Origin of the sequence: Actinoallomurus soli (assembly GCF_024055715.1) — a bacterium.
Lineage (GTDB): Bacteria > Actinomycetota > Actinomycetes > Streptosporangiales > Streptosporangiaceae > Actinoallomurus > Actinoallomurus soli.
This window is the reverse complement of record NZ_JAMXMV010000010.1, coordinates 25,276-49,637: the sequence shown is the minus strand read 5'-3', so window position 1 is coordinate 49,637 and position 24,362 is coordinate 25,276. Positions and strand designations below refer to the sequence as shown.

Genomic DNA, 24,362 nt, shown 5'->3' with positions numbered 1-24,362 from the left:
CGCGCCCTAACGGCAGGGGACGTGCAGCCGGACCGTCGTTCCGGCCGGGCCGGTGCGCAACTGGACGAGAGCGCACAGCATCCGCACACCCCACAGCCCGAAACCCGACAGTGACCCGGGATCGGGCGGGACGAAACCGGGGACGGGGTCGGGCTGCCAGTGGCCCGCGTCGGTCACCTGGACGATCAGGTCGTCGTCCTCCCGCCACATCTGGCAGCCGATCGGCGACCGGCCGTGCCGGATGGCGTTGGTGGCCACCTCCGTCGTCGCGACCAGCAGATCGTTCACCCGGGGGCGGGACATGCCGTGATGGCGGGCGTGCCCGGCGAGGAAGGAGCGCAACGCGCTCAGGTCGTCATCGTCGATCGGCAGGCGCACGGCGCCGGGCGGCGGGGGCGGCAGGGGATCGCGGTCGACGCTCGCGCAGACGGCCGCCGGGTCGAGGTAGGCGTCGTTGCAGCGCGGACAGGCGCCCTCGACGATCTCGGGATGGGTGCGCAGCGCCCCGTCCAGCAGGCCGGGGTGGGTGGTGCGCCGGTCGTACAGGCACAGCACCGAGGCGCTGATGTCGGCGAACGCCTCGTTGATGATGGACTCGTACCGCGTCCACTCGGAGATCTGCGCGGGCGTGCCGGTCTCCCAGCCCGGCTCGGCGACCACCCTGATCCGGGCGGTGGCGTTCTCGGCGATGAAGGAGCTGTAGTTGGCGATGGTGCGCGTCGGCTGGACGTACCAGGACGCCGAGTCGGCGAACTCGACGGCGTCGGAGTCGGTGCCCAGGGCCTGTCGCAGGCAGGACAGGTTCGGGGCCGTGCCGACGGTCAGCACGGCCTCACCCGCGCCCAGACCCTCCTGGAGGAAGGGCACGACCGTGTCCAGGATGTCCTTCTCGTTGTCGTACATCAGGACCTGGTGGATGAGTCGCGTCATCGGGCCTCACCGTCGCCGATCTCCAGCCAGGGCAGCAGCCGGCTGCTGACCAGCTCGACGACGTCCGCCAGTTCATTGGAGGGATTGTCGAGGACCACCCGCGCGTCGAGGTGCATCGCCGCGCCGGCCATCATGCTGAGCGCGCCGAGGTCGATGAAGCGCAGGCCGGCGAGGTCCAGGTGGACCTCGCCGCCCCGATCGACGACCTTCCGCAGCGACTCGGCGAACACGGCGTGCCGCGCGCCGTCCAGCTCGCCGCTGAGCCGGAGACCACGGGGGTGGAAGGTCGGGGTGATGCTCAGCACCCCGTCGTCGAAGTAGGGATCGGCGCCAACGAGCACCTCATGCCTCTCCTTCAGCGCGATGAGCTCCTCGGTCGTGCAGGACCGGGCGTCGACCTGGCAGATCGCCATCGCCATCGTGCTCGGAGAGATCGCCGCCTCCACCCGTGCCTCGCACTCCAGGACGCCGTCGCGCCCGCTTCCCCGCCGGAACGCCGACGTCATGTCGACGGTGACCCGGACGCCGCGGAACCGCTCCGTCTCCGCCCGGTCGAGGACCTCCCGCAGTGTCGTCGTCATGCGCGCCGGGTCGAACACCCCACGGGTCAGGCAGGTCTCCTCCTGCGGCAGGATCGCCAGCTGCCCGCTGCGCAGGTACGTCTCGGGCTCCAGCCGGTAGCGCGACCGCAGATCGGGCAGCTCGGCGCGGCCGTCGTCGGCGATGTAGATGACCTTGTCGGCGCCGGCCAGCCCGTCGCGCAGGAAGGCGCCGATGACGTGGTCGTGCTCCTCCCGGCCGTGGTAGGAGAGCCAGGCGTGGTCTCCGGGAAGCAGCTCTCCGACGGATCTTCGGGTGAACCAGGACTCCATGGGCCTCCTCCCGCATCGACGTCGGCAGGTGGCCTCTACCATACGGCGAACGACACAGCGTGACGACGGTTTCACGCCGACCGCTGTCGTTGAAACTTTCAGTGAAAGTCGCGGTCGATGCGTCCCGGCTGGTCGGGCCGCGGTCGGGATCACCGTACGGCTTCGGGGAGCCGTACGGCCCAGGCGGCCAGGACCGCGTCGAGACGTGCGATGTCGGCCTCCACCGCGGCCGGCCCCGGCGTCGGGGCGGTCGCGCCGAGGACGACGAGCATGACGAGCAGGGGCCGCAGGTGCACCTCGACCGCGAGCGCGTGCCGTGGCGAGCCCATCGCCGGCGGCGGCAGCGCCGTCACGCCGGTCAGGGGCGGCACCCGGTCGAGGAACGCCTTGAGCGGCCCGGTTAGCTCCCCTCGTCGGCCGATCATGTAGGGGGAATCCCTGGCCGGTGGCGAGGTCAGGCGGGTCGCTCCGCGCGTGTGGTGCGCTCGCGGAGCCGTACGACCCCCTCCTCGAGAAGGCCGAGGAACGCCGTCAGCGCGGGCGGGGCCGTCACGCCCGCGGGCGTCGCGGCGTACACCCGGCGCACCGGAGCGTCATCGGGATGCAGCGGCACCAGGACGATGTCCGGCCGGGCCGTGCCCGCGGCGAGCGACGGGATGAGCGTCACGCCCAGGCCCGCCGCGACGAGGCCCTGCTTGGCGATCCACTCGCCGACGACATACGTGATCCGCGGCCGGAACCCCGGCTGCGGCGCCGCGCTCATCAACGTCTCCTCGGGGCGGGAACGGCCCGCGATCCAGTCCTCGTCCGCCAACTCGGCGAGCCGTACCTCCTCGCGCCGGGCCAGGCGATGGTCCGGGTGCACGGCCACGAACATCGGATCGTCGAGCAGGTGACGCAGGCGCAGGCCCTCGAACTCCCCGGAATCGTCCGCCGCCACGATGGCCAGGTCCAGTTCCCCCGCGCCGAGCCGCGCCAGGAGCCGGCGGGTCAGGCCCTCGACCAGCGACACCGAGACCCTGGGGTGCGCGGCGCGGAACGCCGCCATCGCCTGCGGCACGAGCGCGGCGTCGGCGGTGGCGAACGCCCCCACCCGCAGCCGGCCGGCCGCCAGGTCCCGCAGGGCGCGCAGATCGCCCCGGGCGGTCCGGAGCCGGTCGGTGATCGCCGAGGCGTGCGGCAGCAGGCACCGGCCCTCCTCCGTGAGGCGGACCCCGCGGGGCAGACGATCGAACAGGGCCGCGCCGACCTGGCCCTCCAGCGTGGAGATCTGCCGGGAGACCGCCGACTGGGTATAGCCGAGCGCCTCCGCCGCGCCGGTGAACGACCCCCGGCGGGCGACCTCCTGGAAGACCTCGAGCAGAGCGGTGTCCATCCGTTCATGCTAGGTCCGCATGGGAACCATGCGAAACATTCGCTGGTGGAATGCCTGTCCGGCTCCTACCGTCTTTCCCGTGATCGCCTTCCTCGGACTCGGGCGCATGGGAGCGCCCCTCGCCCGGCGGCTGCTGGCCGCCGGGCACGACCTGACCGTCTGGAACCGCACCGCCGAACGCGCCGCGCCGCTGGGCGCGGCCGGAGCCGCCGTCGCCGCGACGCCCGCCGAGGCCGTCCGCGCCGCCGACATCGTGATCACGATGCTGGCGGACGCCTCGGCACTCGACGCGGTGGCCGCGCAGATCGCCCCGGCGATGCGGCCCGGCTCCTGCCTGATCGACATGTCCACCGTCGGGCCCGCACCGGTGCGGGCCCTGGCCGAGCGTGTGCCCGCCGTGGTCGACGCGCCGGTGATGGGCGGCGTCGACCGCGCCGCCGACGGCAGCCTGACCGTGCTCGCGGGCGGCGACGTCGACCGGGTCGCCGACGTCCTCGCCGTCTTCGGCACCGTCGTACGGTGCGGCGCGCTCGGAGCGGGCGCCGCGCGGAAGGTCCTGCTGATCAACGCCGCGGTCGGAGCCGTGACGCTGGCCGCGGACCTGACCCGGCTCGGCGTCCGGCTGGGCGTCCCCGACCCGCTCGACCTCCTCGCCGACGGACCTCTCGCCGGGGCCGTCGCCCGGCTCCGCGCCGAGGGGGCCGACTTCCCGCTGCGGCTCGCCGCCAAGGACGTCGGGCTGGCGCTGGACGTCGCGGCGTCCCCGCTGCTCGAGGCCGTACGGGACAGGCTGCTGCACGCCTCCGACCAGGAGGCCGACCTGAGAGAGGTACTGACGTGACGACCTTCGACAACCCCGCCACCGTCCCGGCGCCGCCGGCGGGGCGGTACTCCCACGTGGCCCGGATCGAGCTCGGCGACCGGACGATGCTCGTCCTGTCCGGCCAGGTGGCGATCGACGCCGAGGGCAGGCTCGTCGGTGAGAACGACATGAGAGCCCAGTCCGCGTTCGTGCTGGACACGATCGAGAAGATCCTGGCGGCGCACGGCGCGACGCTCGGCGACGTGGTGAACATCCGGACGTTCCTCACCGACCTGGACCGGATCGGCGAGTACGCGGAGGTGCGGGGGCCGCGGTTCGGCGGCGCGCCTCCGACCAGCACGACCGTCGAGGTCTCCCGGCTGTTCGTTCCCGGGGCGCTGCTCGAGGTCGAGGTGACCGCGATCGTCTGAGGCGCCGAGGCTCCGGGGCGTGGTCGTTGCGTGGATCCGCCCCGGCCTCCGTCTTTGCCAAGGCTTTACTGTCTTGTCCTTGACTGCCGCAGTCAGGGGCATCTGCCTGGCACTCGGCTGTCAGCGGACTTTACTTTTTTGGCAGTTGTTGCTGAAAATGCCACGAAATTAGGGTCTTTTGGTGTCCTTGGGGTGAATGTAAAGATTCGACCGTCGTATCCCCCCGCCGCTCCAAGGAGAGCACATGCGACGACGCGTCACCGGGACCCTCGTGGGTGGGCTGATCCTCGCCCTGGTTCCCTTCCTGTCCGGCCCCGCCTCCGCAAGCCCGACCGCCGCCACGAGCGCGGCCGCGCCCGCGGCCTCGGCGGTCCAGCACCCGTTCCACCACGCCTGCTCGACGCCGCGAGCCGGCCGCGCCAGCTGCAACGCCCTCGTCCGCGACGACGTCGCCACCAGCGAGGCCACCGTCCGCGCCGCGGCCGCGGCCCCGTCCGGCCTGTCGCCGGCCAACCTGCAGAGCGCCTACAAGCTGTCGACCAGCGGCGGCTCCGGCCAGACCGTCGCCATCGTCGACGCCTACAACGCCCCCACCGCGGAGGCCGACCTGGGCGTCTACCGCAGCCAGTACGGGCTCCCGGCCTGCACCACCGCCAACGGCTGCTTCAAGAAGGTCGACCAGAACGGCGGCACGTCCTACCCGAAGACGGACGGCGGCTGGGCGCAGGAGATCTCCCTCGACCTCGACATGGTCTCCGCGGTCTGCCCCAACTGCAAGATCGTGCTCATCGAGGCGAGCTCCGCGTCGTTCGCCAACCTCGGCACCGCCGAGAACACCGCGGCCCGCCTCGCCAACGTCATCAGCAACAGCTACGGCGGCTCCGACGCGTCGGACTCCAGCTACGGCTCCTACTACAACCACCCCGGCAAGGCGATCACCGTCAGCTCCGGTGACAGCGGCTACGGCGTCGAGTACCCGGCGTCCTCGCACTACGTCACCGCCGTCGGCGGCACCTCGCTGAGGACCGCGAGCAACAGCCGCGGCTGGACCGAGACCGCCTGGAGCGGCGCGGGCAGCGGCTGCTCGTCCTACAACACCGCCCTGTCCGGCCAGTCGAGCTTCGGAACCGGCTGCTCCCGCCGCGCCGTCGCCGACGTCTCCGCGGTCGCCGACCCGAGCACCGGCGTCGCCGTCTACGACAGCACCTCCTACCAGGGCCAGAGCGGCTGGATGGTCTTCGGCGGCACCAGCGTCGCCGCGCCGATCATCGCCGGCGTGTACGGCCTGGCCGGCAACGCCGCGAGCATCGACAACAACTACCCCTACACCCACTCCGGCTCGCTGTTCGACGTGACCTCGGGCAGCAACGGGAGCTGCAGCACGTCGCAGTGGTGCAACGCCCGCACCGGCTGGGACGGCCCCACCGGCCTGGGCACCCCGAACGGCACCGGCGCCTTCTGACGGTGAACTGAGAGACGGGCCCGGCGCGTACGGCGCCGGGCCCGTTCCGTCACGTCCGGGAGCGGACCGTACCGCCGCCACACCCGAAGCGATCCGGTGTATCGCCGTGTACGGGATGTCCGTAAGCCCGGCCCGGCAACGGATACCGGCGAGTAGGATGATCTTCGTGAGCCGACCAGAGTCGATCGGCGACCGATGAGGGGGTGGCGGCCGTGACCGACGCGGACAACACGGCGACCGATCGGGCGGACGAGGGCGACGAGCAGGCCCCACCGGGCATCGACGTACGGACGCCCAGCCCCGCCCGGATCTACGACGTCTTCCTCGGCGGCAAGGACAACTACGCCGCCGACCGGGCCGCGGCACAGATCGCCGTCGAGGCCGGACCCGACATCCCCCGCGCCGCGCGGGAGAACCGCGCGTTCCTCGGCCGAGCCGTGCGCTTCGCCGTCGAGAGCGGCATCCGGCAGTTCATCGATCTCGGCACCGGCCTGCCCACCCAGGGCAACGTCCACGAGGTCGCCCAGTCCCTCGACCCGGACGCCCGCGTCGTCTACGTGGACAACGACCCGATCGTGCTCGCCCACGCGCGGGCGCTCCTGCCGCCGTCCCGGACCACGACCGTCATCCAGGCCGACTTCCGCGAACCCGCGGCCATCCTCGACCATCCGAGGACACGGTCCCTGATCGACCTGGAGCAGCCGGTCGCCGTGCTCATGCTGGCGGTGCTGCACTTCGCCGACGACGAGCAGGTCCGCGCGAGCATCGCGGCCTTCCGCGAGGCGATGGCACCCGGCAGCCTCCTGATCGTCTCGCACAGCACCACCGAGGGGCACCCGGAGACCGGCGACGAGGCCGCCGGCGCATGGCGGAACGCCAGCGCCCGCCTGCAGAGCCGCACCCAGAAGGAGGTCGAGGCACTGTTCGACGGCTTCGACCTGCTCGACCCGGGCGTCGTCTGGGTCCCGCAGTGGCGCCCCGACCCCGGCGCCGACGAGGGCACCCGCTGGATGTACGCCGGCGTCGCCCGCCGCCCGTAGGCCCGTCACCGGGCCGGGCGCGGTCACCAGGGGACGGTCTTGCCGAAGCGGTCGAGGTACCGCAGGCCGGGAGTCCCCTGCTGGGAGAGGATGACGTCGACCAGGGGAGGGATGGCCTCCTCGATGGTGTACGGCGCGTCCGCCCCGCCCAGGTCCGTGCGGATCCATCCGGGCGCCATGACCAGCATCGTGCGGGACGGCTCGGGCTGCCGGGCCGCGAAGCTGCGCATGAACATGTTCAGCGCCGCCTTGCTGCCGCGGTAGACCTCCCGCTTCCCGGTCTCGTTGTTGGCGATGCTGCCCTGGCCGGACGACATCGCGCCGATGATGCCGGTGGCCGGGACCAGGTCCTGCAGCGACTCGATGACGCGCATCGGGCTCAGTGCGTTCGTGACCATGACGCGCGTGAACTCCTCGGTCGACACGTCACCGATCCTGACGTGCTGGTCGGCCGTGGTGGTTCCCGCGTTGACGAACAGGATGTCGAGCGTCCTGCCCGCCAGGCGGTCGCGCAGGGTCGCGATCTGCGCCGGCTCGTTGATGTCGAGGGTCTCGATCTCCACCCGGCCGCCGGCGGCCTCGGCCAGATCGTGGAGCCTGGTGCGCGGTGTGCCGGACCGGACCGTGCCGATGACGTTCCAGCCCCTCGTGAGGAACTCCTCCGCCATGGCGTGCCCCAGCCCGCGTCCGGCCCCCACGATCAGGATCGTGGGGGCGTTCTGGGATGAATCAGAAGTAGACATGGCTGCGACGTTAGGATTTAGAGCGTGCTCGAAGTCAAGCGGCAGCCGTCATCCGCGCCCGCCGGCCCGAAGCGGGGCCTCGGCCCCGTGCCCGCAGAGGGCGTGACCATCGCCGAGGCCGCCCGCCGTACCGGGGTCAGCGTGCACACCCTCCGGTACTACGAGCGCGCCGGCCTGGTCGTCGGCCCCGTCGACCGCACGAGCGGCGGCCGTCGCCGCTACCACGAGATCGACCTGAAGTGGATCGTGATCTGCACGAAGCTGCGGGCCACCGGCATGCCGATCCGGGGCATCCGCCGGTACGCCGAACTCGTCGCGGCCGGTCCGGGGAACGAGGCGGAACGGCTGGCCCTCCTGGAGGCCCATCGCGCCGATGTGCTCACCAGGCTGGCGGAGACCCAGGAGAACCTGAAGCTCATCGACCACAAGATCGACACCTACCGGGGCAGCCTCGCCGCCGGCGACGCCGACCGCCTCTGGGCCCCCATCGGCCCGCCCCCCTCAGAATCCCCGGCCACACACTGAGAACGGGCCTGCGGCTGAGAATATAAGAAATCCTCCGAATCCAAGGATTCGGAGGATTTCCCACTGTGGGGCCGGTGGGATTCGAACCCACACTGATACGGACCTAAACCGCAGGCCTCCTGCCGATTGGGCTACGGCCCCTTGGTCTTCTTGTTCTTCATTCTACCGGCAAACGTCGGTGTCTGTGTATGGCAGTTCGGACAGAGGAAACGGAGGTTCTCCTTGCGGTTGTCAGAGTAGTCCCCGTTGATGTGGTCGACATGAAGGATCAGTGGCTTGCCGTTCCATGTCGCTGGCAAGTCGCACTCGCCGCAGCGATAGGCGACGCCGCTCTCGATTAAGGTCCGCCGCAGTATTTCTGGTCGCTGTCGCCGCGCCTCGCTCGAACGGATGACAAAGACCTGGTCGGGTGTCAGTCGTTTTCCTGACGGCTTGCCTCTGTTGGAGGCCCGCCCGAGAAAATGCGATGTATCGATGTTGGACTGCTTGAGTCTGCGGCTGATGTGGGAGTGCGATCCTCCAGAGAATGGGATTCCGAGGTAGCGCAGGACCCCGGCGATGCTGTCGGAGGCGGCGACGGCTTCGGCGAGCAGCTCCGGAGTGTACTTGTAGCTGTACTTTCTGTTGACCATGGCGTGACCGTAGCGCCAGGGTCGGACAGTCCCGGGGCTGGTGGGTCAGACGCCGAGTTCCTTCAGTAGGCGTTCGACGTGGCCGGTGGCCTTCACGTTGTAGAAGGCCTTTTCGATCTTGCCGTCGGCGTCGACGATGAAGGTCGAGCGGATGACGCCGACCATGGTCTTGCCGTACAGCTTCTTCTCGCCGTACGCGCCGTACGCCTGGAGGACCTTGGTGTCGGGGTCGGACAGCAGCGGGAAGGTCAGCTCGTCCCGGTCGCGGAACTTCGCGAGCTTGCCGGGCTCGTCGGGGGAGATGCCGAGCACGTCGACGCCCGCCTCCTCCAGCGCCGGGAGCGCGTCGCGGAAGCCGACCGCCTCCTTGGTGCAGCCGGGCGTCATGGCCGCGGGGTAGAAGTAGACGATCACGCGGCGGCCGCGGTGGGACGACAGCGACACCGGCGTGCCGTCGGCGTCGGGAAGCGTGAACTCCGGGGCCACGTCTCCGGGCTGCAGTCGCTGCTCCGTCACTTGATCACCTTTCCCGTCAGGCTGAGTCCCACCGTACCCGTGTCGCAGCATACGACGCCGGATCGGGGTACAGATCGCCCAGGGAGCGATGTCGGGCGGTGTCACCTGACAGACTTGTCCAGGGATCATGCCGCCGATTCCGATCACCACCGCAGGAAGGAAACCTCATGGCCGACAGAGCCCGCGATCCAGCGGCGATTGAGCGGGACATCGAGCAGACGCGCGAGGAGCTGGCGCGCAGCATCGACGAGCTCGCCGACCGGCTGAGCCCGAAGCACGCCGCGCAGCGTGGCATGGAGAAGGTCAAGGAGGAGGCCGGGCTCGTCGCCGAGGACCTCGGCGCCCTCATGCGGCGGGAGAAGCAGGACCGGCCGCGGAGCCCGCTGACCGGGCCGGTGCTGATCGGGGCCGGTCTCGTGGTGACCACGCTCGCGCTCCGGATGATGCTGCGCCGGCGCCGCCGCTGACCGCGCGGGCGAAGCGTCCAGGCTCCCGAACGGGGGAACCTGGACGCTTCGTCGTTCTCAGCGAAGGGGGACGGCGGTGCTCGCGGTGCCGCCCGTCTGGGCGTCGAAGGCGACGGCGAGGGTGCCCGCGGCGCCGGGGACGGTCACGGTACGGGTCCCCGCGCCGGTGAAGGCGACCTTGGCCTGGCCGAGGATCCTTCCGTTCCAGACGTAGGCGTACGCGGTGCCGGGGCCGGTGGCGCGGAGCCGTACGGTGACGGATCCGCCGCCGACGGCGGGCCGCCCGACGACGCGGGCGCTGTCGGAGCGGGGTGCGGCGGTCCCGGCCGCGAGGGGGACGCCGGTCCTGGCGGCCTGCAGGATCGATTGCGGGGAGTTGACGGACAGCGCCGCGGTCTTGGAGATCACCGGGGGCGGCGCGGTGGTGGGCCTGCCGGACGGCGGGGTGTAGCCGGGGAGGGTCGCCAGGCCCCAGCGGTAGGGATCGCCCTGGACTCCGCCCCATGTCGACCAGCCGATGCGGGTCTGGCCGGTCTTGTCGGTGGTGTCGGAGTCGTAGACGAAGATGTCGAGGCCGAGGCGGCTCGGGTCGACGGCGGCGGGCAGGTCGGCGAGCGGGATCTTCGTCTCGACGGTGTAGCCGGTGTAGGGCTTGTCGACGACCGAGGCGACCCGCATGCCGGGCGCGGTGTCCGCGCCGGGTCCCTGGTGGTTGTCGGCGTCGCGTTCGAAGCAGGGCGCGCCGCTCGTGGTGGTGGGCATGATGCCGGTCTTGAAGGTGGTCGAGGTGTTCTCGGCGTCGCCGCGCGGGTCGAGGGCGATCTCGACCGAGTCGGTGCGCCAGTGCCGCTTGCAGTCGGCGGTGTCGAGGACGCTGCCCTGCTTGTCGTCGGTGACGTGGACGAGGACGTAGAGGGCGTCGTCGTACCAGGTGACCTTTCCGGTGGCGGAGCAGTCGGCGGCCGACGCGCAGGCGGTGCCCTCCCAGAGCCGGGACAGGTTGAGAATCGGGCCGGGGTACTCGGCGGCGGACTCCTTGCCGTCGACCGTGGGCTCCTTGGCCGCGTGCGGGATCGTGGTGGCCGGGACGAGTTCGAGCGCGGCCTTGGCGACGTCGGGAGTGCCGGTGGACGTGGTGGTGATGGTGTAGTCGTAGTCGCCGCCGGTGCCGCCCTGGTCGGCGGTGGGCAGTGAGGTGTCGGTGTCGCGCACGGTGAAGGCGACCGAGCCCTTCGCGCCGGCGGCGAGGGTGTACCGCTTGGACGCGGCGTCGGCGGTGAAGCCCTGGGGGAGGTTCAGGGCGACCGTGCCGTTCTGCGCCTGCTTCGTGGTGTTGGTGAGGTCGACGCGGACCTGGCGGGACCCACCGGAGGCGAGGGTGAGGACCCGTTTGACCCGGTCGGTGAGCTGGGGGACGCCGGTGGCGGTGGCCCAGGCGTCGAAGTCGGAGACGCGGGGGAGCGGCTGCTGGCGGCCGGTGACGGCGGGTTCGACCTCGACGGCGCGGCCGGTGGTGCCGGTGCCGTGCGCGGTGGCCAGGGTGGCGCCGAGCCGTACGCGTCCCGGCTTTCCGGCGGCGGTGACGGTGAAGGTCGCGGTGCCGTGGCGCAGGGCGCCGGAGCCGGTGACGGTCCAGCCGGCGGGCGCGGTCAGGGCGACACGGCCGGGGACGGAGGCGTGCGCGGTGACGGTGAACGGCTCGCCGGGGGCGACGCCGAAGCGATTCACCGTCAGGTAGAACTCGGTGCCGAGGGGCAGGCCGCCCTTGGCGGGGTAGGTCGCGCCTTCGAGCGCGGCGAGGGGGTCGTGGTCTCCGCGGGTGAACGGCACCCGGCTGTCGACCTGGGTGAAGTAGTCACAGCCGATCTTGCTCGGGTCGCTCGGGGCGTCGGGGTTGTGCGCCCAGCCCTGGCTGGCGTAGAGACGTCCGGCCTCGGCCTCGATCTGCGCCCAGGTCTTGCCGTTCCCGGAGGCGCGGCCGCCCCAGACGCCGTAGACGTCGGCGCTGGGGTCGGTGGGCGTGAACGTCGTCTCGCAGGAGGGGCCGGTGCCGCTGGTGACGAGGTGCTCCTGGTGGAGCAGGCGGGCGGCGCGCCAGGGCCGCAGGTGCTCCTTGGTGAGCTGGTCGGGGAAGGCCTTGGGGTCGGCGGCGAGGTAGTACGCCTCGACGGCGAGGCGTCCGGCCTCCTGGTGGTTGCCGTGCTGGCTGGGGATGGGGGACGGCGTCATGGTCGTGATGACCTTGGGGCGGGTCTCCCGGACGAGGCGGACGACCTTGGCGAGCGTCGAGTCGTGGTCCCAGATCGAGCGGGTGAGCTCGTCGCTGACGGTGTAGTAGAAGTCGACCTTGTCGAGGTAGTGGACGTCGGTGATGCCGGCCTTGGCGACGGCGGCGCGTTCCTCGCCCTCGCGGAGCAGGCCGAGGGCCGGGCCGTCCTCGGGGCCGACCGCGTTGCCGCCGCCCTCGCCCCGGGTGATGGTGAGCACGCCGGTCTTCACGTGGGCCTTCTCGTTCCACTGGCCGTACGTGGAGAGGTTGGAGGACTCGTCGTCCGGGTGCGCGCCGACGAACAGGACGTCCAGCCGGCCCGGCCGGGGCGGGTCCGCCGCGGCGGTCTGGGCGGGCGGCGCGAGGCCGAGCAGGCCCGCGGCGAGCGTCACGGAAAGGGCGAGGCTCTTGCGCATGGGGGTCAACTCCTCAACGCTGTTCGGTTCGTCCGCTGTGCTCCGGTCCTCAGGCTGGAGGGTAAGCGCCATGGCATGGCGGGTCCAGATCATGTTGGCGCGCGGCGGGTGGGTCAGAATCCGATGGCCTCGCGGAGCAGCAGGACGGTGCCGCGCCCGGGGTGGGGTTCCGCGTTGAGGACGAGGAGGCGGTTGAGGGCGCTGGGCACCCCGTAGGCCTTCATGGCGCGTTCGTTCTCCAGCGGGACGCAGTGGTCCTCGAGGCGGCGCAGCGCGGTGCTCAGGTCGGGCACCACCTTCTGCGCCCCGACGATCCAGATCACGCGGGACGCGGCGCCCGAGTAGCCGGCCAGCTGGCTTCCGCTGGCCGAGGCGGCCACGAGGGAGCCGGTCTCGGTGACCGCGGCGACGCTGCCCACGATGACGTCGGGGCAGGCGATCATTCGCCAGATCTCGCCCAGTTGGGTGGCGCGGTCCATGGTCGTGCTGCGTGCCTTGACCGAGTCGTACCGCCCGCTGCGGTTGAGGTCCTCGTCGATGCCGGACAGGCGGAGGGTCTCACTGGCCCCGGTGAACACGCTGGCGCCCTCGGGAATCAGCTCTTTGACGCGGGCGCGCGCGGCGGCGGCGTCATCGAGGATCTCGACGGCGAAGTTTTTCTCCCGCAACGCTGCGGCGACCCGCTCCAGGGTCTCCGCGGGCGCGGGGTCGGTGAACGATGCTGCTGGAACCGAAGTCGTCATGGTGTCTCCCGGCTGGTCGTGTCAGTCTCACCGGTACGACGACACAGCCCCTCGGAGTGTCAGGCGACGCGGCGGACGGGCTGAGGCGGCACGCGCCCCGGTGCCCGGCGTCCGCCACCACGGGCGCGTCTCCCGCGTCAGTCCTTGAGGGCGCCGGAGAGCATTCCCGCGATGAAGTGGCGCTGGAGGAAGACGTAGACGAGGACGACGGGCGCGGCGACGATCAGCGCGGCGGCCATGAGCATCTGGTACTCGGTCTGGTGCTCGCCCTGGAAGATCGACAGGCCGAGCGGGGCGGTGCGCAGGTCCTCGTTGGAGTTCATGATCACCAGGGCGAGCAGGAACTCGTTCCAGGTCCACATCGCGATGAGCACGATCATGGTGAGGATGGCGGGGCGGCCGACCGGCAGCAGCACCCGCCACAGCGTCGTCCAGCTGGAGGCGCCGTCCATCCGGGACGCCTCGATCAGCGCGCGCGGCGCGGACCGGAAGTACGCGCGCATCCAGAAGATCCCGAACGACACCGACTGGGCGATCTGCGGCAGCATGAGGCCGGGCAGGGTGTTGTCGAGGCCGACGGAGCGCAGGTCGAAGTACAGCGGCACGACGATGGCCTCGGTCGGCACCATCAGCCCGGCGAGGAACACGTAGAACAGCACGGTGGCGCCGCGGAACTCCATCGTGCCCAGGGCGTATCCGGCCAGGACCGACAGCGCCGACGCCGCGATGACGACCACGGTGACGACGATGAGGCTGTTGGTGAGATAGCGGGCGAAGTGCCCCTTCCGCCAGGCGCCGGTGAACGCGGCGGCGGACGGGTGCGGCAGGCCGAGCGCCTGGGAGGCCACCGCCAGCAGCGGGAACACGGCGATCACCGCGAACACGACCAGCACGGCGTACGTCGTGGCGCGCTCGGTCCGCGAGGTCGCCGGCGTCACGAGCGGCCCTCCACGAGGCGGCCGACCCCGGCGGTCACGGCGAACACCACGACCGCGATCATGATGCCGATCGCGCAGGCCAGGCCCACCTCCCCGGTGTTGAACGTCCGGTTGTAGACCTCGTACGCCGGGACGCGCGTGGCGTCGCCGGGGCCGCCGCCGGTGGTCAGGTAGATCAGGTCGAAGTTCCGCAGCGCGGCGATGATGGTGAGCGTCAGCGCGACGGACAGCTCCCGCCGCAGCCCGGGCAGGGTGACCGCGAAGAACTCGCGGACGGCCCCGGCGCCGTCGACGCGCGCCGCCTCGTACAACTCGCGGGGGATCTTCTGCACGCCGGCGAGGAACAGCACCATGGCCAGCCCGATCTCGGCCCAGGTGCCGATCAGCCCGACGGACGGCAGCGCCCAGGTGAAGTCGCCGAGCCAGCCGCGGGCGAGCCCGCCGAGCCCGACGAGGCGGAGCGTGCCGTTGACCGGCCCGTGCTCGGAGTAGATCCACTGCCAGGCCACCGCGACGGCGACCATGGCGACCACCTGCGGCAGGAACAGCACGGTGCGGAAGAACGTCAGCCCCCGCGGCCGGGACCGGGACATGACGGCGACGAGGAGGAACGCGATGCAGCAGGGCAGGACGGCGTAGAAGAACACGAGCACGGCGGCGTGCCAGAACGTCCCGCGCAGGTGCGGGTCGCTGATCGCCTGCGTGTAGTTGCCGAGGCCGGCCCAGGTGCCGACGGAGAGCCCGTCCCAGTGGAACAGCGAGAGGTACGCGCCGTGCAGCAGCGGCCAGAGCAGGAACGCCGCGTAGACCAGCAGGGCGGGGAGCACGTAGAGGTAGGCGACCCGGCGGGGCTCGCCCGGCGGCCGGGCGCCCGCCGGGCGGCCCTGCGTACGGTCGGCGGCGGGTCTGGTCCGGGTGGCCGGGGGCTTCACCGCTTGGCCAGGAAGGCGGCGTAGTCGCGCTGGGCGTCCTGCATGCCCTGCCGCGCGGTCCTCCTCCCCGCGATGATCTCCTGCAGGACGCCGCCGAGCGTGTCGAGGAAGGTCGTCGTGGAGTAGTCGAGGTAGGGGACGAGGATGTCCTTGTCGCTGGCGGTCTTCCACGCGGCGGCCAGGTCGCGGCCGACGGCGGAGGTGGGTTGTGCGCTCGGCGGGGGCAGCGCGGCCAGGCCGCCGGTCTGGGTGACGACGTCCATGGCCTGCGGGCCGGTCATGAAGTTCAGGTACGCGGCGGCGACGTCGGGGTGCTTGGACCTGGCGGTGATCGCGAGGGGCAGGCCGGGGCCGCCGAGCGTGGCGGCGGGCGCCCCGCCGGCCTGGGCGGGCGGCGGGAGGATGTAGCGGACCTTGTCCCCCATCTTCTTCTGCAGGTCCGCGGCGAACCACGGCCCGCCGATGAGGAACACGCCGTCGCCCTTGGCGAACGGCGCGGGGGAGTCGTTGTACTTGGCGGCGTTGACGCCGGCGGGGAAGTAGCCCTTCTTCGCCCAGTCGGCGAGCTTCTGCGCGGCCTGCACGACCGAGGGGTCGGTCCACGCGCCGCCCCGGCCGAACACGAGGTCGCGCAGCTTGTCCTTGCCCGTTGTCTGGCCGAGCAGGACGCCGAACTCGTGGATGCCGGGGAACTTCTCCAGGTTGGCGAGGTAGATCGGCGTCTCGCCCCTGCCCTTGGCGGTCGCGAGGTCCTGCTCGAACTCCGCCCAGGTCGCGGGCGGCTTCAGGCCGAGCTTGGCGAGCTTGTCGGTGTTGTAGTAGATCCCGACGGCCTCGCCGGTCATCGCGACGCCGTAGAGACTGCCGGAGCCGATCGCCTTCCCGCCGGCGCTGACGCTGTTGAGCTGGGTGAGCCCGGCCGGGAAGCGCTTACGGAACCCGTACGCCTGCTCGTACGGGTCCAGGGGCATGAGCGCGCCGGCCTTCACGAGGGCGGCCATGATGCCGTACCCCTGGTTCGCCTCGACGACGTCGGGCGGGTTGCCGCCGGACAGCGCGAGCCGCAGCGTCTTCTCCAGGTCGCTGAAGGACCGCGACACCCGCTTGATCGTCACGTTCGGGTACTTCGCGTGGAACGCCGCGTTCAGCCGCTGCATCTGCTCGTTCTGGCCGCCGAGGACCTCCTGGTCCCAGACGGTCAGCGTGACCGGGCCGGCCTTGGCGACGTCCGTGCCGACGGCGCCGGGCGCGGGCGTCTTCGGCTTGCCGCCGCCCGATCCGGGGGCACAGGCGGCGGACACGGCGACCAGCGCCGCTGTCAGGACCACGAACGGTTTCCGCATGGCGGGGGCTCCTTCGTCAACCGACCGGCGGCGCCTTACACCAAGATCTTCTCGGCGTAAGCCGCGTCCGTTACGGCCACGCCTGCCGTACGGTCGGCTCCGCCCGCGTCGCCGTGTCGACCGAGGCGTCGGGGATGTACGGGACGATGAAGGCGTAGTCCCGCAGGATCTCGTCCGGGACCTCGCCGGACTCGCCGAACGCCGCGATCTCTCCCCAGCAGGGCGAGCCGAGCGACCCGCTGAAGTGACGGACGGACAGCCCGGCGCAGAGGTTGGCGAACCGCAGCCGCTCGTTCAGGCCCCAGCCGGCGAGCGTGCCGTAGACGAAGCCGGCGGCGAACACGTCACCGGCGCCGGTCGGGTCCAGGGCCTTGACCGGCAGCGCGGCCGCCTCGGCCCGCTCGCCCGTGGTCGTGTCGACCGCGATCGCGCCGTCCCCGCCGCGCTTGACCACCACGACGGGGACGCGTTCGGCGAGGACGTCGAGGGCCTGCTCGGGGGAGCTCGTCCGGGTGTAGGCCATGGCCTCCACCGCGTTGGGCAGGAACACGTCGACCAGGTCGAGGCGGTCGAGCACGTCGACGGACCAGGTCTCGGTCGGGTCCCAGCCGACGTCGGCGACCACGTTGGCGCCCTTCTCGCGCATCGTCGCCGCCCACTCCGGCACGGGGTGGGCGAGGTCGAGGAAGCAGGTCCTGGCCTTGGGCGGGGTGCCTACGAGGGCCTCGGGCAGCACCGGCATGGGCCGGTGGTAGGTCACCATGCTCCGGTCGGCGTCATAGGCCAGCGACACGGTGACCGGCGTGGGCCAGCCGGGCAGCCGCCGGGAGCGGGCGAGCCCGACGCCCTCCTGCTCCGACAGCGTCCGCCACAGGTAGGCGCCGAACATGTCGTCGCCGAACGCGGCGGCCAGGCCGACGTTGAGCCCCAGCCGGCTCATCGCGACCGCGATGTTGGCGATGCCGCCGGGCGCCGAGCCCAGGCCGTCGGTGATCAGCTCGGTGCCGGGCGGTGGCAGGCTCGGCAGGCCGGTGAAGATCATGTCCATGAAGACGGTGCCGGCCAGGAACACGTCGAGCCCTCCGCCGTCGCCGTGCAGGAACTCGGCGGCGGTCTCGCGCTCGACGCAGGGGTCCTTCAACCGCGGCTCCGGCGGCCGGCCCGGCGGTGCGATCATCGGTTTGACTTGGTCCACGGCGCCTCCCCTCCGGAGGGGCATCCCAACACTGTCGTACGACATTACGCGCTGCTGGACCGTTCCCGGAGGGGTTGGGAGAATTCCCTACCTCACATCGGGGAAATCAGAGGAAGGTCCTTCCCTCACCACGGTAGGTCGGGACCGTCGCGGTGACGCGCTCGCCGTCGATCAGGTGGAGGCCGTCGAAGCGCTCGCACAGCTCCCCGGCCTTCGCGTGCCGGAACCACACCCGGTCGCCGATCCGCAGTCCGTCGGCGGCGGCGCCGAGCAGCGGGGTCTGCACCTCGCCGGCGCCCTCCCGCGCGTCGAAGCGCAGCCCCGACGGCAGGTACGGCTGCGGCAGCCGGCTGCGGTCCGCGACCCCCGAGGCGAGGTACCCGCCGCCGAGCACGGTCACCACGCCGGGCGCGGGGCGCCGTACGACGGGCAGGGCGAACAGCGCGGCCGGGTCGCCGGAGAAGTTCGTGTAGTGGTCGAACAGCACCGACTGGTACAGGCCCGAGCCCGCGGCGACCTCGGTCACGGCCTTCTCGGCCGCCGTCTTCTCGACGCTGCCGGTACCGCCGCCGTTGACGAACTCCAGGTCGGCGACCTCCCGGACCGCCTGAACGATCAGCCCCCGGCGGCGCGCCAGCTCGACGCGGGACCGGGCCTGGATGAGGCGCACCGCGCGGGAGAACACCGGCTTGCCGGGCGGGTCGTCCCCGACCCCCGCGATCTGCGACTCGTACGCCATCAGCCCGACCAGCCGCACTCCCGGACGCCGGCCGATCTCGCGGGCCAGCCCGGCGGCCTGCTCCGGCGTACGGACGGGTGACCGGAGCGCGCCGACGCGGATGCGGCCGCCCGCCGCGCGCCAGGCCGCGTCGATGTCCAGGCAGACCCGGACGGGACGGGCGCCGCCGGTGGCCTTCTCGATCAGGTCGAGGTGCTCCACGCAGTCCACCATCACGGTGACGGTGGCCGCCGCGTGCTCGTCGCCGGCCAGCCGCGCGAGGGCCTGCCGGTCGGCGGTCGGATAGGCGACGAGGATGTCGTCGCTCACCCTCTCCTCGGCCAGCCACAGCGCCTCGGGGAGCGTGAACGCCATGACGCCGGCGAACCCGTCCATCCCCAGCACCTCGTCCAGCAGGGCCCGGCAGCGCACCGACTTGCTGGCCACCCGGATCGGCTTGCCGTGCGCACGCCGGGTCAGGTTCGCCGCGTTGGAGCGGAACGCCGCCAGGTCGACGATCGCGAACGGTGGTTCCAGGTGAGATGTGGCGAGGTCATACCGTTTGCGCAGCGTCATGCCCGCAGCGTGCCACAGACCGGCCGAATATGAAAAGAGTTCACGTCCGGGGATGCGCGGCGAAGAAGTCCCAGAGCCGCCCGCTCGCGCCGGACGGCCACGCGTGCCCGCCGCCCGTGACGGTGCACAGGACGACCTCGACGCCGCCGTCACCCCGTCCGGTGGAGCGGCAGCCCCGCCCGCCGTCCGCCCGGAGCGAGGACAGGCCGTCGGCCCGCCGCCAGAAGTCCACCGCCCGGCCGACCGGCGGGAACGGCCGGGAGTCGTTGAAATCCCGGTGCCCGCCGCCGTCATAGGGGACGTTGTGGTCCGCGGTGCCGTGCCAGATCATCACCGACACCGGCCGGGCCGGATGACACGCCATGGCGAGCGCACCGGCCACCACCCCGATCGCGGCGACCTTCCCCGCGGACTCGCAGGCGAACCGGTAGGCCATGCCCGCCCCGTTGGAGAACCCCGTGACGTAGACCCGCTTCGGATCGGCCAGTCCGGTACCGGTCAGGTGGTCGATGAGCCTGTTCAGGAAGCCGACGTCGTCGATGTGCGCCAGCCGGGCCGGCGCGCAGCAGTCCCCGGCGTTCCAGGTGAAGGCGAACCCGTCCGGATAGACCGCGAGGAACCCGTGCCGGTCGGCGAGACCGTCGAACCCGGTCTTCTTCTCGAACCCGAACATGGTGTCGGCCCCGCCGTGCAGCGCGATGACGACGGGAAGCGGCCGTACGGGCCGCCCCGACCGGAAACTCCGCGCGGCCAGGGCCGGCGGCACGTGGACGAGGTACTCCCGGTGCCCGGGCGTGCCCACATCGATCTTCATCCGATGCGTCCCCGACGCCGTCGGCACACCACCGACCGACGCCGGCGCGCCGTGCCGCGCGTGCGACGGCCGGGACGACCCGTGCTCTCCGGAGCCCGACGTCTTACATCCACCGAGGAGGAGAAGACCGATGACCGCGAGCACCGTGACCCGTCGCATCTCACCGGTCTAACCCACCCGCACCCCCGAGAACTACTCACTAGTAGCGCAGACTTCGTCACCGAGGTGCCCCTCTTTTGCATCGACCCGCGAGGCGGCGGCCCGGCGCGTGCCTGAAAACGCCGTTCCGGCGGATTCTCGCCGGTGACCGGTGCGTGGCATCGGCCGAGGTCCGCTCAGGCCGTAGGCTCGGAGCGGCATCAGGGGCGGGGCCGCACCCCCGCCTGCCGCACCGTACGCTCCGAACGTCTCGAAGGTCTGCCATGTCCGAATACGTGTTGACGCTTTCCTGCCCCGACCGGCCGGGCATCGTGGCCGCCGTCTCGGGGGCGCTCGCCGAGCGTGAGTGCAACATCGTGGAGAGCCAGCAGTTCGGCGACCGGAGCACCGGACGCTTCTTCCTGCGCATCCAGTTCGAGGCGCCGGAGGGGCTGGACGACGCGCTGCGCGAGGCGTTCGGCGCGCTGGCCGGGGAGTTCGCCCTGGACTGGCACCTGTACGACCGGGCCGTCCGCTCCCGCGTGCTCATCCTCGTCTCCAAGTTCGGGCACTGCCTGAACGACCTGCTGTACCGCCAGCGCTCCGGGCTGCTCGACGTGGACATCGTCGCGGTCGCCTCGAACCACCCGGACATGCGGCCGCTGACCCAGTCGTACGGCATCGACTACCACCACCTGCCCGTCACCGCCGAGACCCGCGCGGCGCAGGAGGGGGAGATCCTCTCCCTGGTCGAGCACTACCAGGCGGACCTCATCGTGCTGGCCCGGTACATGCAGGTGCTGTCCGACGAGTTCTGCGAGAAGCTGCCGGGCCGAGTGATCAACATTCACCACTCCTTCCTGCCGAGCTTCAAGGGCGCCCGGCCGTACCACCAGGCGCACCAGCGCGGTGTGAAGCTCATCGGCGCGACCGCGCACTACGTGACCCCGCGGCTCGACGAGGGGCCGATCATCGAGCAGGAGGTCGCGCGCGTGGACCACACGCAGGGGCCGGAGGAGCTGATGGCGGTGGGGCGGGACATGGAGTGCCTGGCCCTGGCCCGCGCGGTGCGCTGGCACGCCGAGCACCGGATCCTGCTGAACGCCGAACGGACCGTGATCTTCCGCTGAGCCGTACGGCGCGGCGTAGTGTGGTGTGCCATGCCCTCCGCGCACGTCACCCGTGACCTTCAGGACGATCTCCGGCGGCTCCGCCGCGACCTGCACCGGGAGCCCGAGGTGGGCCTGGAGCTGCCGCGTACCCAGGAGAAGGTGCTGGCCGCCCTGGACGGTCTTCCGCTCGAGATCCGGCTCGGGCGGTCCGTGTCCTCGGTGACCGCCGTGCTCCGCGGCTCGTCGCCCGGCCCCGCCGTGCTCCTGCGCGCCGACATGGACGCGCTTCCGCTGACCGAGGGGACCGGCCTGGAGTACGCCAGCCGGTTCGAGGACCGGATGCACGCCTGCGGCCATGATCTGCACACCGCGATGCTGGTCGGGGCGGCGCGGATCCTCGCGGCGTCGGAGTTCGCGGGCAGCGTGATCTTCATGTTCCAGCCCGGTGAGGAGGGCTTCGCCGGAGCGCGCTACATGATCGAGGAGGGCGTGCTCGACGCGGCGGGAACCCGGCCCGTCGCCGCGTACGGGCTGCACGTCGCCTCGTCGATGCTGCCGGGCGGCTTCTTCATGACCCGGCGCGGCACGCTGATGGCCGCCGCCGAGGAGATCCACGTCACCGTGCGCGGAGCCGGCGGCCACGGCTCCCAGCCGTTCCGCGCCAAGGACCCGATCCCGGCGGCGTGCGAGATGGTGACGGCGCTGCAGACGTTCGCCACCCGGTCGTTCGACGCCTTCGACCCGGTGGTCATCACGGTCGGCAGCTTCCACGCGGGCACCGCCGCCAACGTCATCCCCGCCGAGGCGCGGTTCGCCCTGACGATCCGCTGCTTCTCCCGTGAGGCCCACGCCCGGGTCCTCGACGGCGTCGACCGGGTCCTGCGCGGCATCGCCGCCGCCCACGACCTCCACGTCGAGGTGGACCGGGCCATGGGCTATCCGGCGACGGTCAACACCGCCGCCGAGGCGGAGTTCGCCGCCTCCGTGGTCGGTGACCTGTACGGCGCGGAGCGGTTCGTGTGGGGGCCGAATCCCCTGACCGCGGGGGAGGACTTCTCGTACGTGCTGGAGGAGGTGCCCGGGGCGTTCGTGTTCCTCGGCGCCTGCCCGCCCGACCGCGACCCCGCGACCGCGCCGTTCAACCACGCGCCGGACGCGGTCTTCGACGACGGGGTGCTGGCGGACGGGGCCGCCCTGCTCGCCGAACTCGCCCTCCGCCGGCTGGCCTCCGCCTGAGGCCGGCCCCGCCGCCCCGCCGCGCGGCCCTGGCGCGCGGCGCTCCTGAGCGGACCGTTCGGCGGGCCGGACGTGTCACCGTCGCGCAGTCGTCCCAGGCGGACCGTTCGGTCCCCGGTGCCGCGCGGCGGCCCCTATCATGATCCAGCGGTGTGCTGACAGTTCGTCCAATGGGGAGCGGTGTCGTGCGGAGGCTGGCCCTGACCGCTGCGGTGACCGCGGCGCTGCTCGCCGGTTGCGGCAACGCCGCGCGGACCGCGAACAACCCCCAGACCGCCACCCCGTCGCCGACGCCGCGGGCCCGGCAGGTCACGGTCGGTCAGACCGTCACGCTCAGCGGCGCGGACGACTCCGGAGGCGCGGGAAGACTCCGCCTCGCCGTCAAGGTCAAGCAGGTGCTTCCCACCGCGACCGGCCATGGCGCGTTCCAGAAGCCGCGCAAGGGCGAGCGCTTCGTCGCCGTGCGCTTCGTGCTGAAGAACGTCGGTGACACCGCGTACGACGACAGCCCCACCTACGGCGCGAACGTCGTGGACACGGCGGGGCGGACGTACGACCCGACGGTGGCCGCGGTGACGGCGGGCCCCGGCTTTCCCAAGGTCGTCAAGCTCCGGCAGGGGCAGACCGCGTCGGGCTACATGGTCTTCGCCGTGCCGAAGAAGGCGAAGGTCGTCGCCGTGACCTACGCCCTCAACGCCGGTTTCGCCGCCGACCGCGCCGAGTGGCGCGTGCCCTGACACCCGGCCCGGCGGGCGGCCCGCTCAGCACTCGATGACGTTGACGGCGAGGCCGCCGCGTGACGTCTCCTTGTACTTGTCCAACATGTCGCGGCCGGTGTCGCGCATCGTCTTGAGCGCCCGGTCGAGGGGGACGAAGTGGCGGCCGTCGCCGCGCAGCGCGATCCGGGCCGCACTGATCGCCTTGATCGAGGCGACGGCGTTCCGCTCGATGCAGGGAACCTGCACCAGGCCGCCGACCGGGTCGCAGGTGAGGCCGAGGTTGTGCTCGATGCCGATCTCCGCGGCGTTCTCCACCTGCTCGGGCGTGCCGCCGAGGACCTCGGTGAGCCCGGCAGCCGCCATCGCGCAGGCCGAGCCGACCTCGCCCTGGCAGCCGACCTCCGCGCCGGAGATCGAGGCGTTCTCCTTGATGATCACGCCCATCGCCCCGGCGGTCAGCAGGAACCGTACGATCCCGTCGTCGGAGGCACCCGGCACGAACCGGTCGTAGTAGTGCAGGACGGCGGGGACGATGCCGGCCGCGCCGTTGGTCGGCGCGGTGACGATCCGGCCGCCCGCGGCGTTCTCCTCGTTCACGGCGAGGGCGAACAGCGTGACCCAGTCCATCGCGTGCAACGGGTCGGTGGCGGCCTCGGTCACGAGCTTGCGGTGCAGGTGCGGGGCGCGGCGGCGTACCTTGAGCCCGCCGGGCAGCAGGCCCTCGCGGGAGCAGCCGCGGTCCACGCTCTCCCGCATGACCGCCCAGAGCCGGAGCAGGAGCTCGCGGATCTCCTCGGGGCCACGCCCGAAGGCCTGTTCGTTCTCCAGCATCAGCGCGGAGATCGACAGGCCGGTCTCCCGCGTCCGGTCGAGGAGTTCGGCGCCGGTCGCGAAGGGATGCGGAACGATCGTGTCGTCGGGCTTGATCCGGTCGGCCCCGGTGGCGTCCTCGTCGACGACGAAGCCGCCGCCGACCGAGTAGTAGACCTTCTCCCGCAGCTCGGCTCCCTCGGCGTCGCGGGCGGTGAACCGCATGCCGTTGGGGTGGCGCGGGAGCGACTCCTTGCGCTCGAACACGAGGTGCTCGCCGACGACGAACGGCACCTCCTGCTCGCCGAACACGCGCAGGACGCCGTGCTCACGTACCCGGGCGACCCGCTCGTCGGCCGTCTCGACGTCAACGAGCTCGGGCTTGTCGCCCTCAAGGCCGAGGATCACCGCCTTGTCGCTACCGTGCCCCTTGCCGGTCAGGCCCAGCGATCCGTACAGGATCACGTGCACGGAGGCGGTCTTCTCCAGGAGGCCGTCGTGCCGCAGGCCGCGGGCGAACCGGTGGGCCGCCGCCATCGGCCCGCCCGTGTGCGAGCTGGACGGGCCGATGCCGATCTTGAACAGGTCGAAGACGCTGATCGCCATGG

General features: G+C 71.8%; 25 protein-coding genes and 1 tRNA gene. 9 read left to right on the top strand and 17 right to left on the bottom strand.

The window, feature by feature from the left end; translation table 11 throughout:
• Window positions 1-6: 6 nt before the first annotated feature.
• From NDW01_RS24090 to NDW01_RS24075, 4 genes are all read right to left on the bottom strand, one after another.
• On the bottom strand, window positions 7-930 hold the full coding sequence (locus NDW01_RS24090; protein WP_252823686.1) for a sensor histidine kinase: 924 nt from the start codon (window positions 928-930) through the stop codon (window positions 7-9).
• On the bottom strand, window positions 927-1,802 hold the full coding sequence (locus NDW01_RS24085; RefSeq protein ID WP_252823684.1) for an MEDS domain-containing protein: 876 nt from the start codon (window positions 1,800-1,802) through the stop codon (window positions 927-929). The genes NDW01_RS24090 and NDW01_RS24085 overlap by 4 nt, the downstream gene beginning before the upstream one ends.
• Before the next feature lie 149 nt (window positions 1,803-1,951).
• Window positions 1,952-2,227: an NADPH-dependent FMN reductase family protein gene (locus tag NDW01_RS24080; RefSeq protein ID WP_308211771.1), complete on the bottom strand. Its 276-nt coding sequence runs from the start codon at window positions 2,225-2,227 to the stop codon at window positions 1,952-1,954.
• A gap of 29 nt (window positions 2,228-2,256) precedes the next feature.
• Complete coding sequence (locus NDW01_RS24075; protein ID WP_252823682.1) at window positions 2,257-3,177, bottom strand: LysR family transcriptional regulator; 921 nt, start codon at window positions 3,175-3,177, stop codon at window positions 2,257-2,259.
• A 79-nt stretch (window positions 3,178-3,256) separates the two neighbouring features.
• Between NDW01_RS24075 and NDW01_RS24070 the strand changes: the two genes are divergently transcribed.
• The 4 genes from NDW01_RS24070 to NDW01_RS24055 all read left to right on the top strand — a co-directional run bounded on the left by NDW01_RS24070 (window position 3,257) and on the right by NDW01_RS24055 (window position 6,912).
• Entirely contained in the window at window positions 3,257-4,018 is a 762-nt protein-coding gene (locus NDW01_RS24070) for an NAD(P)-dependent oxidoreductase (RefSeq protein ID WP_252823680.1), read from the top strand.
• A complete protein-coding gene (locus tag NDW01_RS24065; protein WP_252778982.1) occupies window positions 4,015-4,410 on the top strand; it encodes a RidA family protein in 396 nt (131 codons plus the stop codon). The genes NDW01_RS24070 and NDW01_RS24065 overlap by 4 nt, the downstream gene beginning before the upstream one ends.
• Window positions 4,411-4,654: 244 nt before the next feature.
• Entirely contained in the window at window positions 4,655-5,872 is a 1,218-nt protein-coding gene (locus NDW01_RS24060; protein ID WP_252823676.1) for a S53 family peptidase, read from the top strand.
• Window positions 5,873-6,084: 212 nt separating this feature from the next.
• Window positions 6,085-6,912, top strand: coding sequence for an SAM-dependent methyltransferase (locus tag NDW01_RS24055; protein ID WP_252823674.1), 828 nt, complete (start codon window positions 6,085-6,087; stop codon window positions 6,910-6,912).
• Between the two features lie 23 nt (window positions 6,913-6,935).
• On the opposite strand, the gene NDW01_RS24050 is transcribed toward NDW01_RS24055, so the two are convergent.
• Window positions 6,936-7,655, bottom strand: a complete 720-nt coding sequence (locus NDW01_RS24050) for an SDR family oxidoreductase (RefSeq protein ID WP_252823672.1) — start codon at window positions 7,653-7,655, stop codon at window positions 6,936-6,938.
• 24 nt (window positions 7,656-7,679) lie between these two features.
• On the opposite strand from NDW01_RS24050, the gene NDW01_RS24045 reads away from it, so the two are divergent.
• Window positions 7,680-8,180, top strand: coding sequence for a MerR family transcriptional regulator (locus tag NDW01_RS24045; RefSeq protein ID WP_252823670.1), 501 nt, complete (start codon window positions 7,680-7,682; stop codon window positions 8,178-8,180).
• Between the two features lie 66 nt (window positions 8,181-8,246).
• On the opposite strand, the gene NDW01_RS24040 is transcribed toward NDW01_RS24045, so the two are convergent.
• The 3 genes from NDW01_RS24040 to bcp all read right to left on the bottom strand — a co-directional run bounded on the left by NDW01_RS24040 (window position 8,247) and on the right by bcp (window position 9,328).
• Window positions 8,247-8,321: transfer RNA gene (locus NDW01_RS24040), tRNA-Leu, on the bottom strand.
• Window positions 8,312-8,812 carry an HNH endonuclease signature motif containing protein gene (locus NDW01_RS24035; RefSeq protein WP_252823668.1) on the bottom strand — a complete coding sequence of 167 codons (501 nt, stop codon included), beginning with the start codon at window positions 8,810-8,812 and terminating at the stop codon, window positions 8,312-8,314. The genes NDW01_RS24040 and NDW01_RS24035 overlap by 10 nt, the downstream gene beginning before the upstream one ends.
• Before the next feature lie 45 nt (window positions 8,813-8,857).
• Entirely contained in the window at window positions 8,858-9,328 is a 471-nt protein-coding gene (bcp, locus tag NDW01_RS24030) for a thioredoxin-dependent thiol peroxidase (RefSeq protein WP_252823666.1), read from the bottom strand.
• Between the two features lie 167 nt (window positions 9,329-9,495).
• On the opposite strand from bcp, the gene NDW01_RS24025 reads away from it, so the two are divergent.
• Window positions 9,496-9,795, top strand: coding sequence for a DUF3618 domain-containing protein (locus NDW01_RS24025; RefSeq protein WP_252778989.1), 300 nt, complete (start codon window positions 9,496-9,498; stop codon window positions 9,793-9,795).
• Between the two features lie 57 nt (window positions 9,796-9,852).
• Here NDW01_RS24025 and NDW01_RS24020 read toward each other — a convergent pair whose 3' ends face one another.
• The 8 genes from NDW01_RS24020 to NDW01_RS23985 form a co-directional block, all read right to left on the bottom strand.
• Window positions 9,853-12,480 (bottom strand): sugar-binding protein, encoded by a 2,628-nt coding sequence (locus NDW01_RS24020; RefSeq protein ID WP_252823663.1) that lies wholly within the window; start codon window positions 12,478-12,480, stop codon window positions 9,853-9,855.
• 113 nt (window positions 12,481-12,593) lie between these two features.
• Window positions 12,594-13,223 carry an LUD domain-containing protein gene (locus tag NDW01_RS24015; protein WP_252823660.1) on the bottom strand — a complete coding sequence of 210 codons (630 nt, stop codon included), beginning with the start codon at window positions 13,221-13,223 and terminating at the stop codon, window positions 12,594-12,596.
• A gap of 137 nt (window positions 13,224-13,360) precedes the next feature.
• Window positions 13,361-14,161 (bottom strand): carbohydrate ABC transporter permease, encoded by an 801-nt coding sequence (locus NDW01_RS24010; protein WP_252823658.1) that lies wholly within the window; start codon window positions 14,159-14,161, stop codon window positions 13,361-13,363.
• On the bottom strand, window positions 14,158-15,093 hold the full coding sequence (locus tag NDW01_RS43915) for a carbohydrate ABC transporter permease (protein ID WP_252823655.1): 936 nt from the start codon (window positions 15,091-15,093) through the stop codon (window positions 14,158-14,160). The genes NDW01_RS24010 and NDW01_RS43915 overlap by 4 nt, the downstream gene beginning before the upstream one ends.
• Complete coding sequence (locus NDW01_RS24000; RefSeq protein ID WP_252823653.1) at window positions 15,090-16,436, bottom strand: ABC transporter substrate-binding protein; 1,347 nt, start codon at window positions 16,434-16,436, stop codon at window positions 15,090-15,092. Before NDW01_RS24000 ends, NDW01_RS43915 begins: the two co-directional genes overlap by 4 nt.
• A gap of 70 nt (window positions 16,437-16,506) precedes the next feature.
• Entirely contained in the window at window positions 16,507-17,631 is a 1,125-nt protein-coding gene (locus tag NDW01_RS23995) for a carbohydrate kinase family protein (protein WP_252823651.1), read from the bottom strand.
• Window positions 17,632-17,737: 106 nt separating this feature from the next.
• Window positions 17,738-18,925 (bottom strand): amino acid deaminase/aldolase, encoded by a 1,188-nt coding sequence (locus NDW01_RS23990; RefSeq protein ID WP_252823649.1) that lies wholly within the window; start codon window positions 18,923-18,925, stop codon window positions 17,738-17,740.
• 40 nt (window positions 18,926-18,965) lie between these two features.
• Window positions 18,966-19,739 carry an alpha/beta hydrolase family esterase gene (locus tag NDW01_RS23985; RefSeq protein WP_252823646.1) on the bottom strand — a complete coding sequence of 258 codons (774 nt, stop codon included), beginning with the start codon at window positions 19,737-19,739 and terminating at the stop codon, window positions 18,966-18,968.
• Between the two features lie 422 nt (window positions 19,740-20,161).
• Between NDW01_RS23985 and purU the strand changes: the two genes are divergently transcribed.
• The 3 genes from purU (at window position 20,162) to NDW01_RS23970 (ending at window position 22,962) form a co-directional block, all read left to right on the top strand.
• Window positions 20,162-21,007, top strand: coding sequence for a formyltetrahydrofolate deformylase (purU, locus tag NDW01_RS23980; RefSeq protein ID WP_252823644.1), 846 nt, complete (start codon window positions 20,162-20,164; stop codon window positions 21,005-21,007).
• 30 nt (window positions 21,008-21,037) lie between these two features.
• Window positions 21,038-22,225 (top strand): M20 metallopeptidase family protein, encoded by a 1,188-nt coding sequence (locus NDW01_RS23975; RefSeq protein WP_252823641.1) that lies wholly within the window; start codon window positions 21,038-21,040, stop codon window positions 22,223-22,225.
• 170 nt (window positions 22,226-22,395) lie between these two features.
• Entirely contained in the window at window positions 22,396-22,962 is a 567-nt protein-coding gene (locus NDW01_RS23970; protein WP_252823639.1) for a DUF4352 domain-containing protein, read from the top strand.
• Between the two features lie 24 nt (window positions 22,963-22,986).
• Here NDW01_RS23970 and NDW01_RS23965 read toward each other — a convergent pair whose 3' ends face one another.
• Entirely contained in the window at window positions 22,987-24,360 is a 1,374-nt protein-coding gene (locus NDW01_RS23965) for an L-serine ammonia-lyase (protein WP_252823636.1), read from the bottom strand.
• Window positions 24,361-24,362 lie beyond the last annotated feature (2 nt).

What these genes read in the sequence shown, in the direction of transcription:
- NDW01_RS24090 (WP_252823686.1), bottom strand. Translation starts at nt 930, where the DNA reads ATGACGCGACTCATCCACCAGGTCCTGATGTACGACAACGAGAAGGAC.
- NDW01_RS24085 (WP_252823684.1), bottom strand. Translation starts at nt 1,802, where the DNA reads ATGGAGTCCTGGTTCACCCGAAGATCCGTCGGAGAGCTGCTTCCCGGA.
- NDW01_RS24080 (WP_308211771.1), bottom strand. Translation starts at nt 2,227, where the DNA reads ATGATCGGCCGACGAGGGGAGCTAACCGGGCCGCTCAAGGCGTTCCTC.
- NDW01_RS24075 (WP_252823682.1), bottom strand. Translation starts at nt 3,177, where the DNA reads ATGGACACCGCTCTGCTCGAGGTCTTCCAGGAGGTCGCCCGCCGGGGG.
- NDW01_RS24060 (WP_252823676.1), top strand. Translation starts at nt 4,655, where the DNA reads ATGCGACGACGCGTCACCGGGACCCTCGTGGGTGGGCTGATCCTCGCC.
- NDW01_RS24050 (WP_252823672.1), bottom strand. Translation starts at nt 7,655, where the DNA reads ATGTCTACTTCTGATTCATCCCAGAACGCCCCCACGATCCTGATCGTG.
- NDW01_RS24035 (WP_252823668.1), bottom strand. Translation starts at nt 8,812, where the DNA reads ATGGTCAACAGAAAGTACAGCTACAAGTACACTCCGGAGCTGCTCGCC.
- NDW01_RS24025 (WP_252778989.1), top strand. Translation starts at nt 9,496, where the DNA reads ATGGCCGACAGAGCCCGCGATCCAGCGGCGATTGAGCGGGACATCGAG.
- NDW01_RS24020 (WP_252823663.1), bottom strand. Translation starts at nt 12,480, where the DNA reads ATGCGCAAGAGCCTCGCCCTTTCCGTGACGCTCGCCGCGGGCCTGCTC.
- NDW01_RS24015 (WP_252823660.1), bottom strand. Translation starts at nt 13,223, where the DNA reads ATGACGACTTCGGTTCCAGCAGCATCGTTCACCGACCCCGCGCCCGCG.
- NDW01_RS24000 (WP_252823653.1), bottom strand. Translation starts at nt 16,436, where the DNA reads ATGCGGAAACCGTTCGTGGTCCTGACAGCGGCGCTGGTCGCCGTGTCC.
- NDW01_RS23990 (WP_252823649.1), bottom strand. Translation starts at nt 18,925, where the DNA reads ATGACGCTGCGCAAACGGTATGACCTCGCCACATCTCACCTGGAACCA.
- NDW01_RS23985 (WP_252823646.1), bottom strand. Translation starts at nt 19,739, where the DNA reads ATGAAGATCGATGTGGGCACGCCCGGGCACCGGGAGTACCTCGTCCAC.
- purU (WP_252823644.1), top strand. Translation starts at nt 20,162, where the DNA reads ATGTCCGAATACGTGTTGACGCTTTCCTGCCCCGACCGGCCGGGCATC.
- NDW01_RS23975 (WP_252823641.1), top strand. Translation starts at nt 21,038, where the DNA reads ATGCCCTCCGCGCACGTCACCCGTGACCTTCAGGACGATCTCCGGCGG.
- NDW01_RS23970 (WP_252823639.1), top strand. Translation starts at nt 22,396, where the DNA reads ATGGGGAGCGGTGTCGTGCGGAGGCTGGCCCTGACCGCTGCGGTGACC.
- NDW01_RS23965 (WP_252823636.1), bottom strand. Translation starts at nt 24,360, where the DNA reads ATGGCGATCAGCGTCTTCGACCTGTTCAAGATCGGCATCGGCCCGTCC.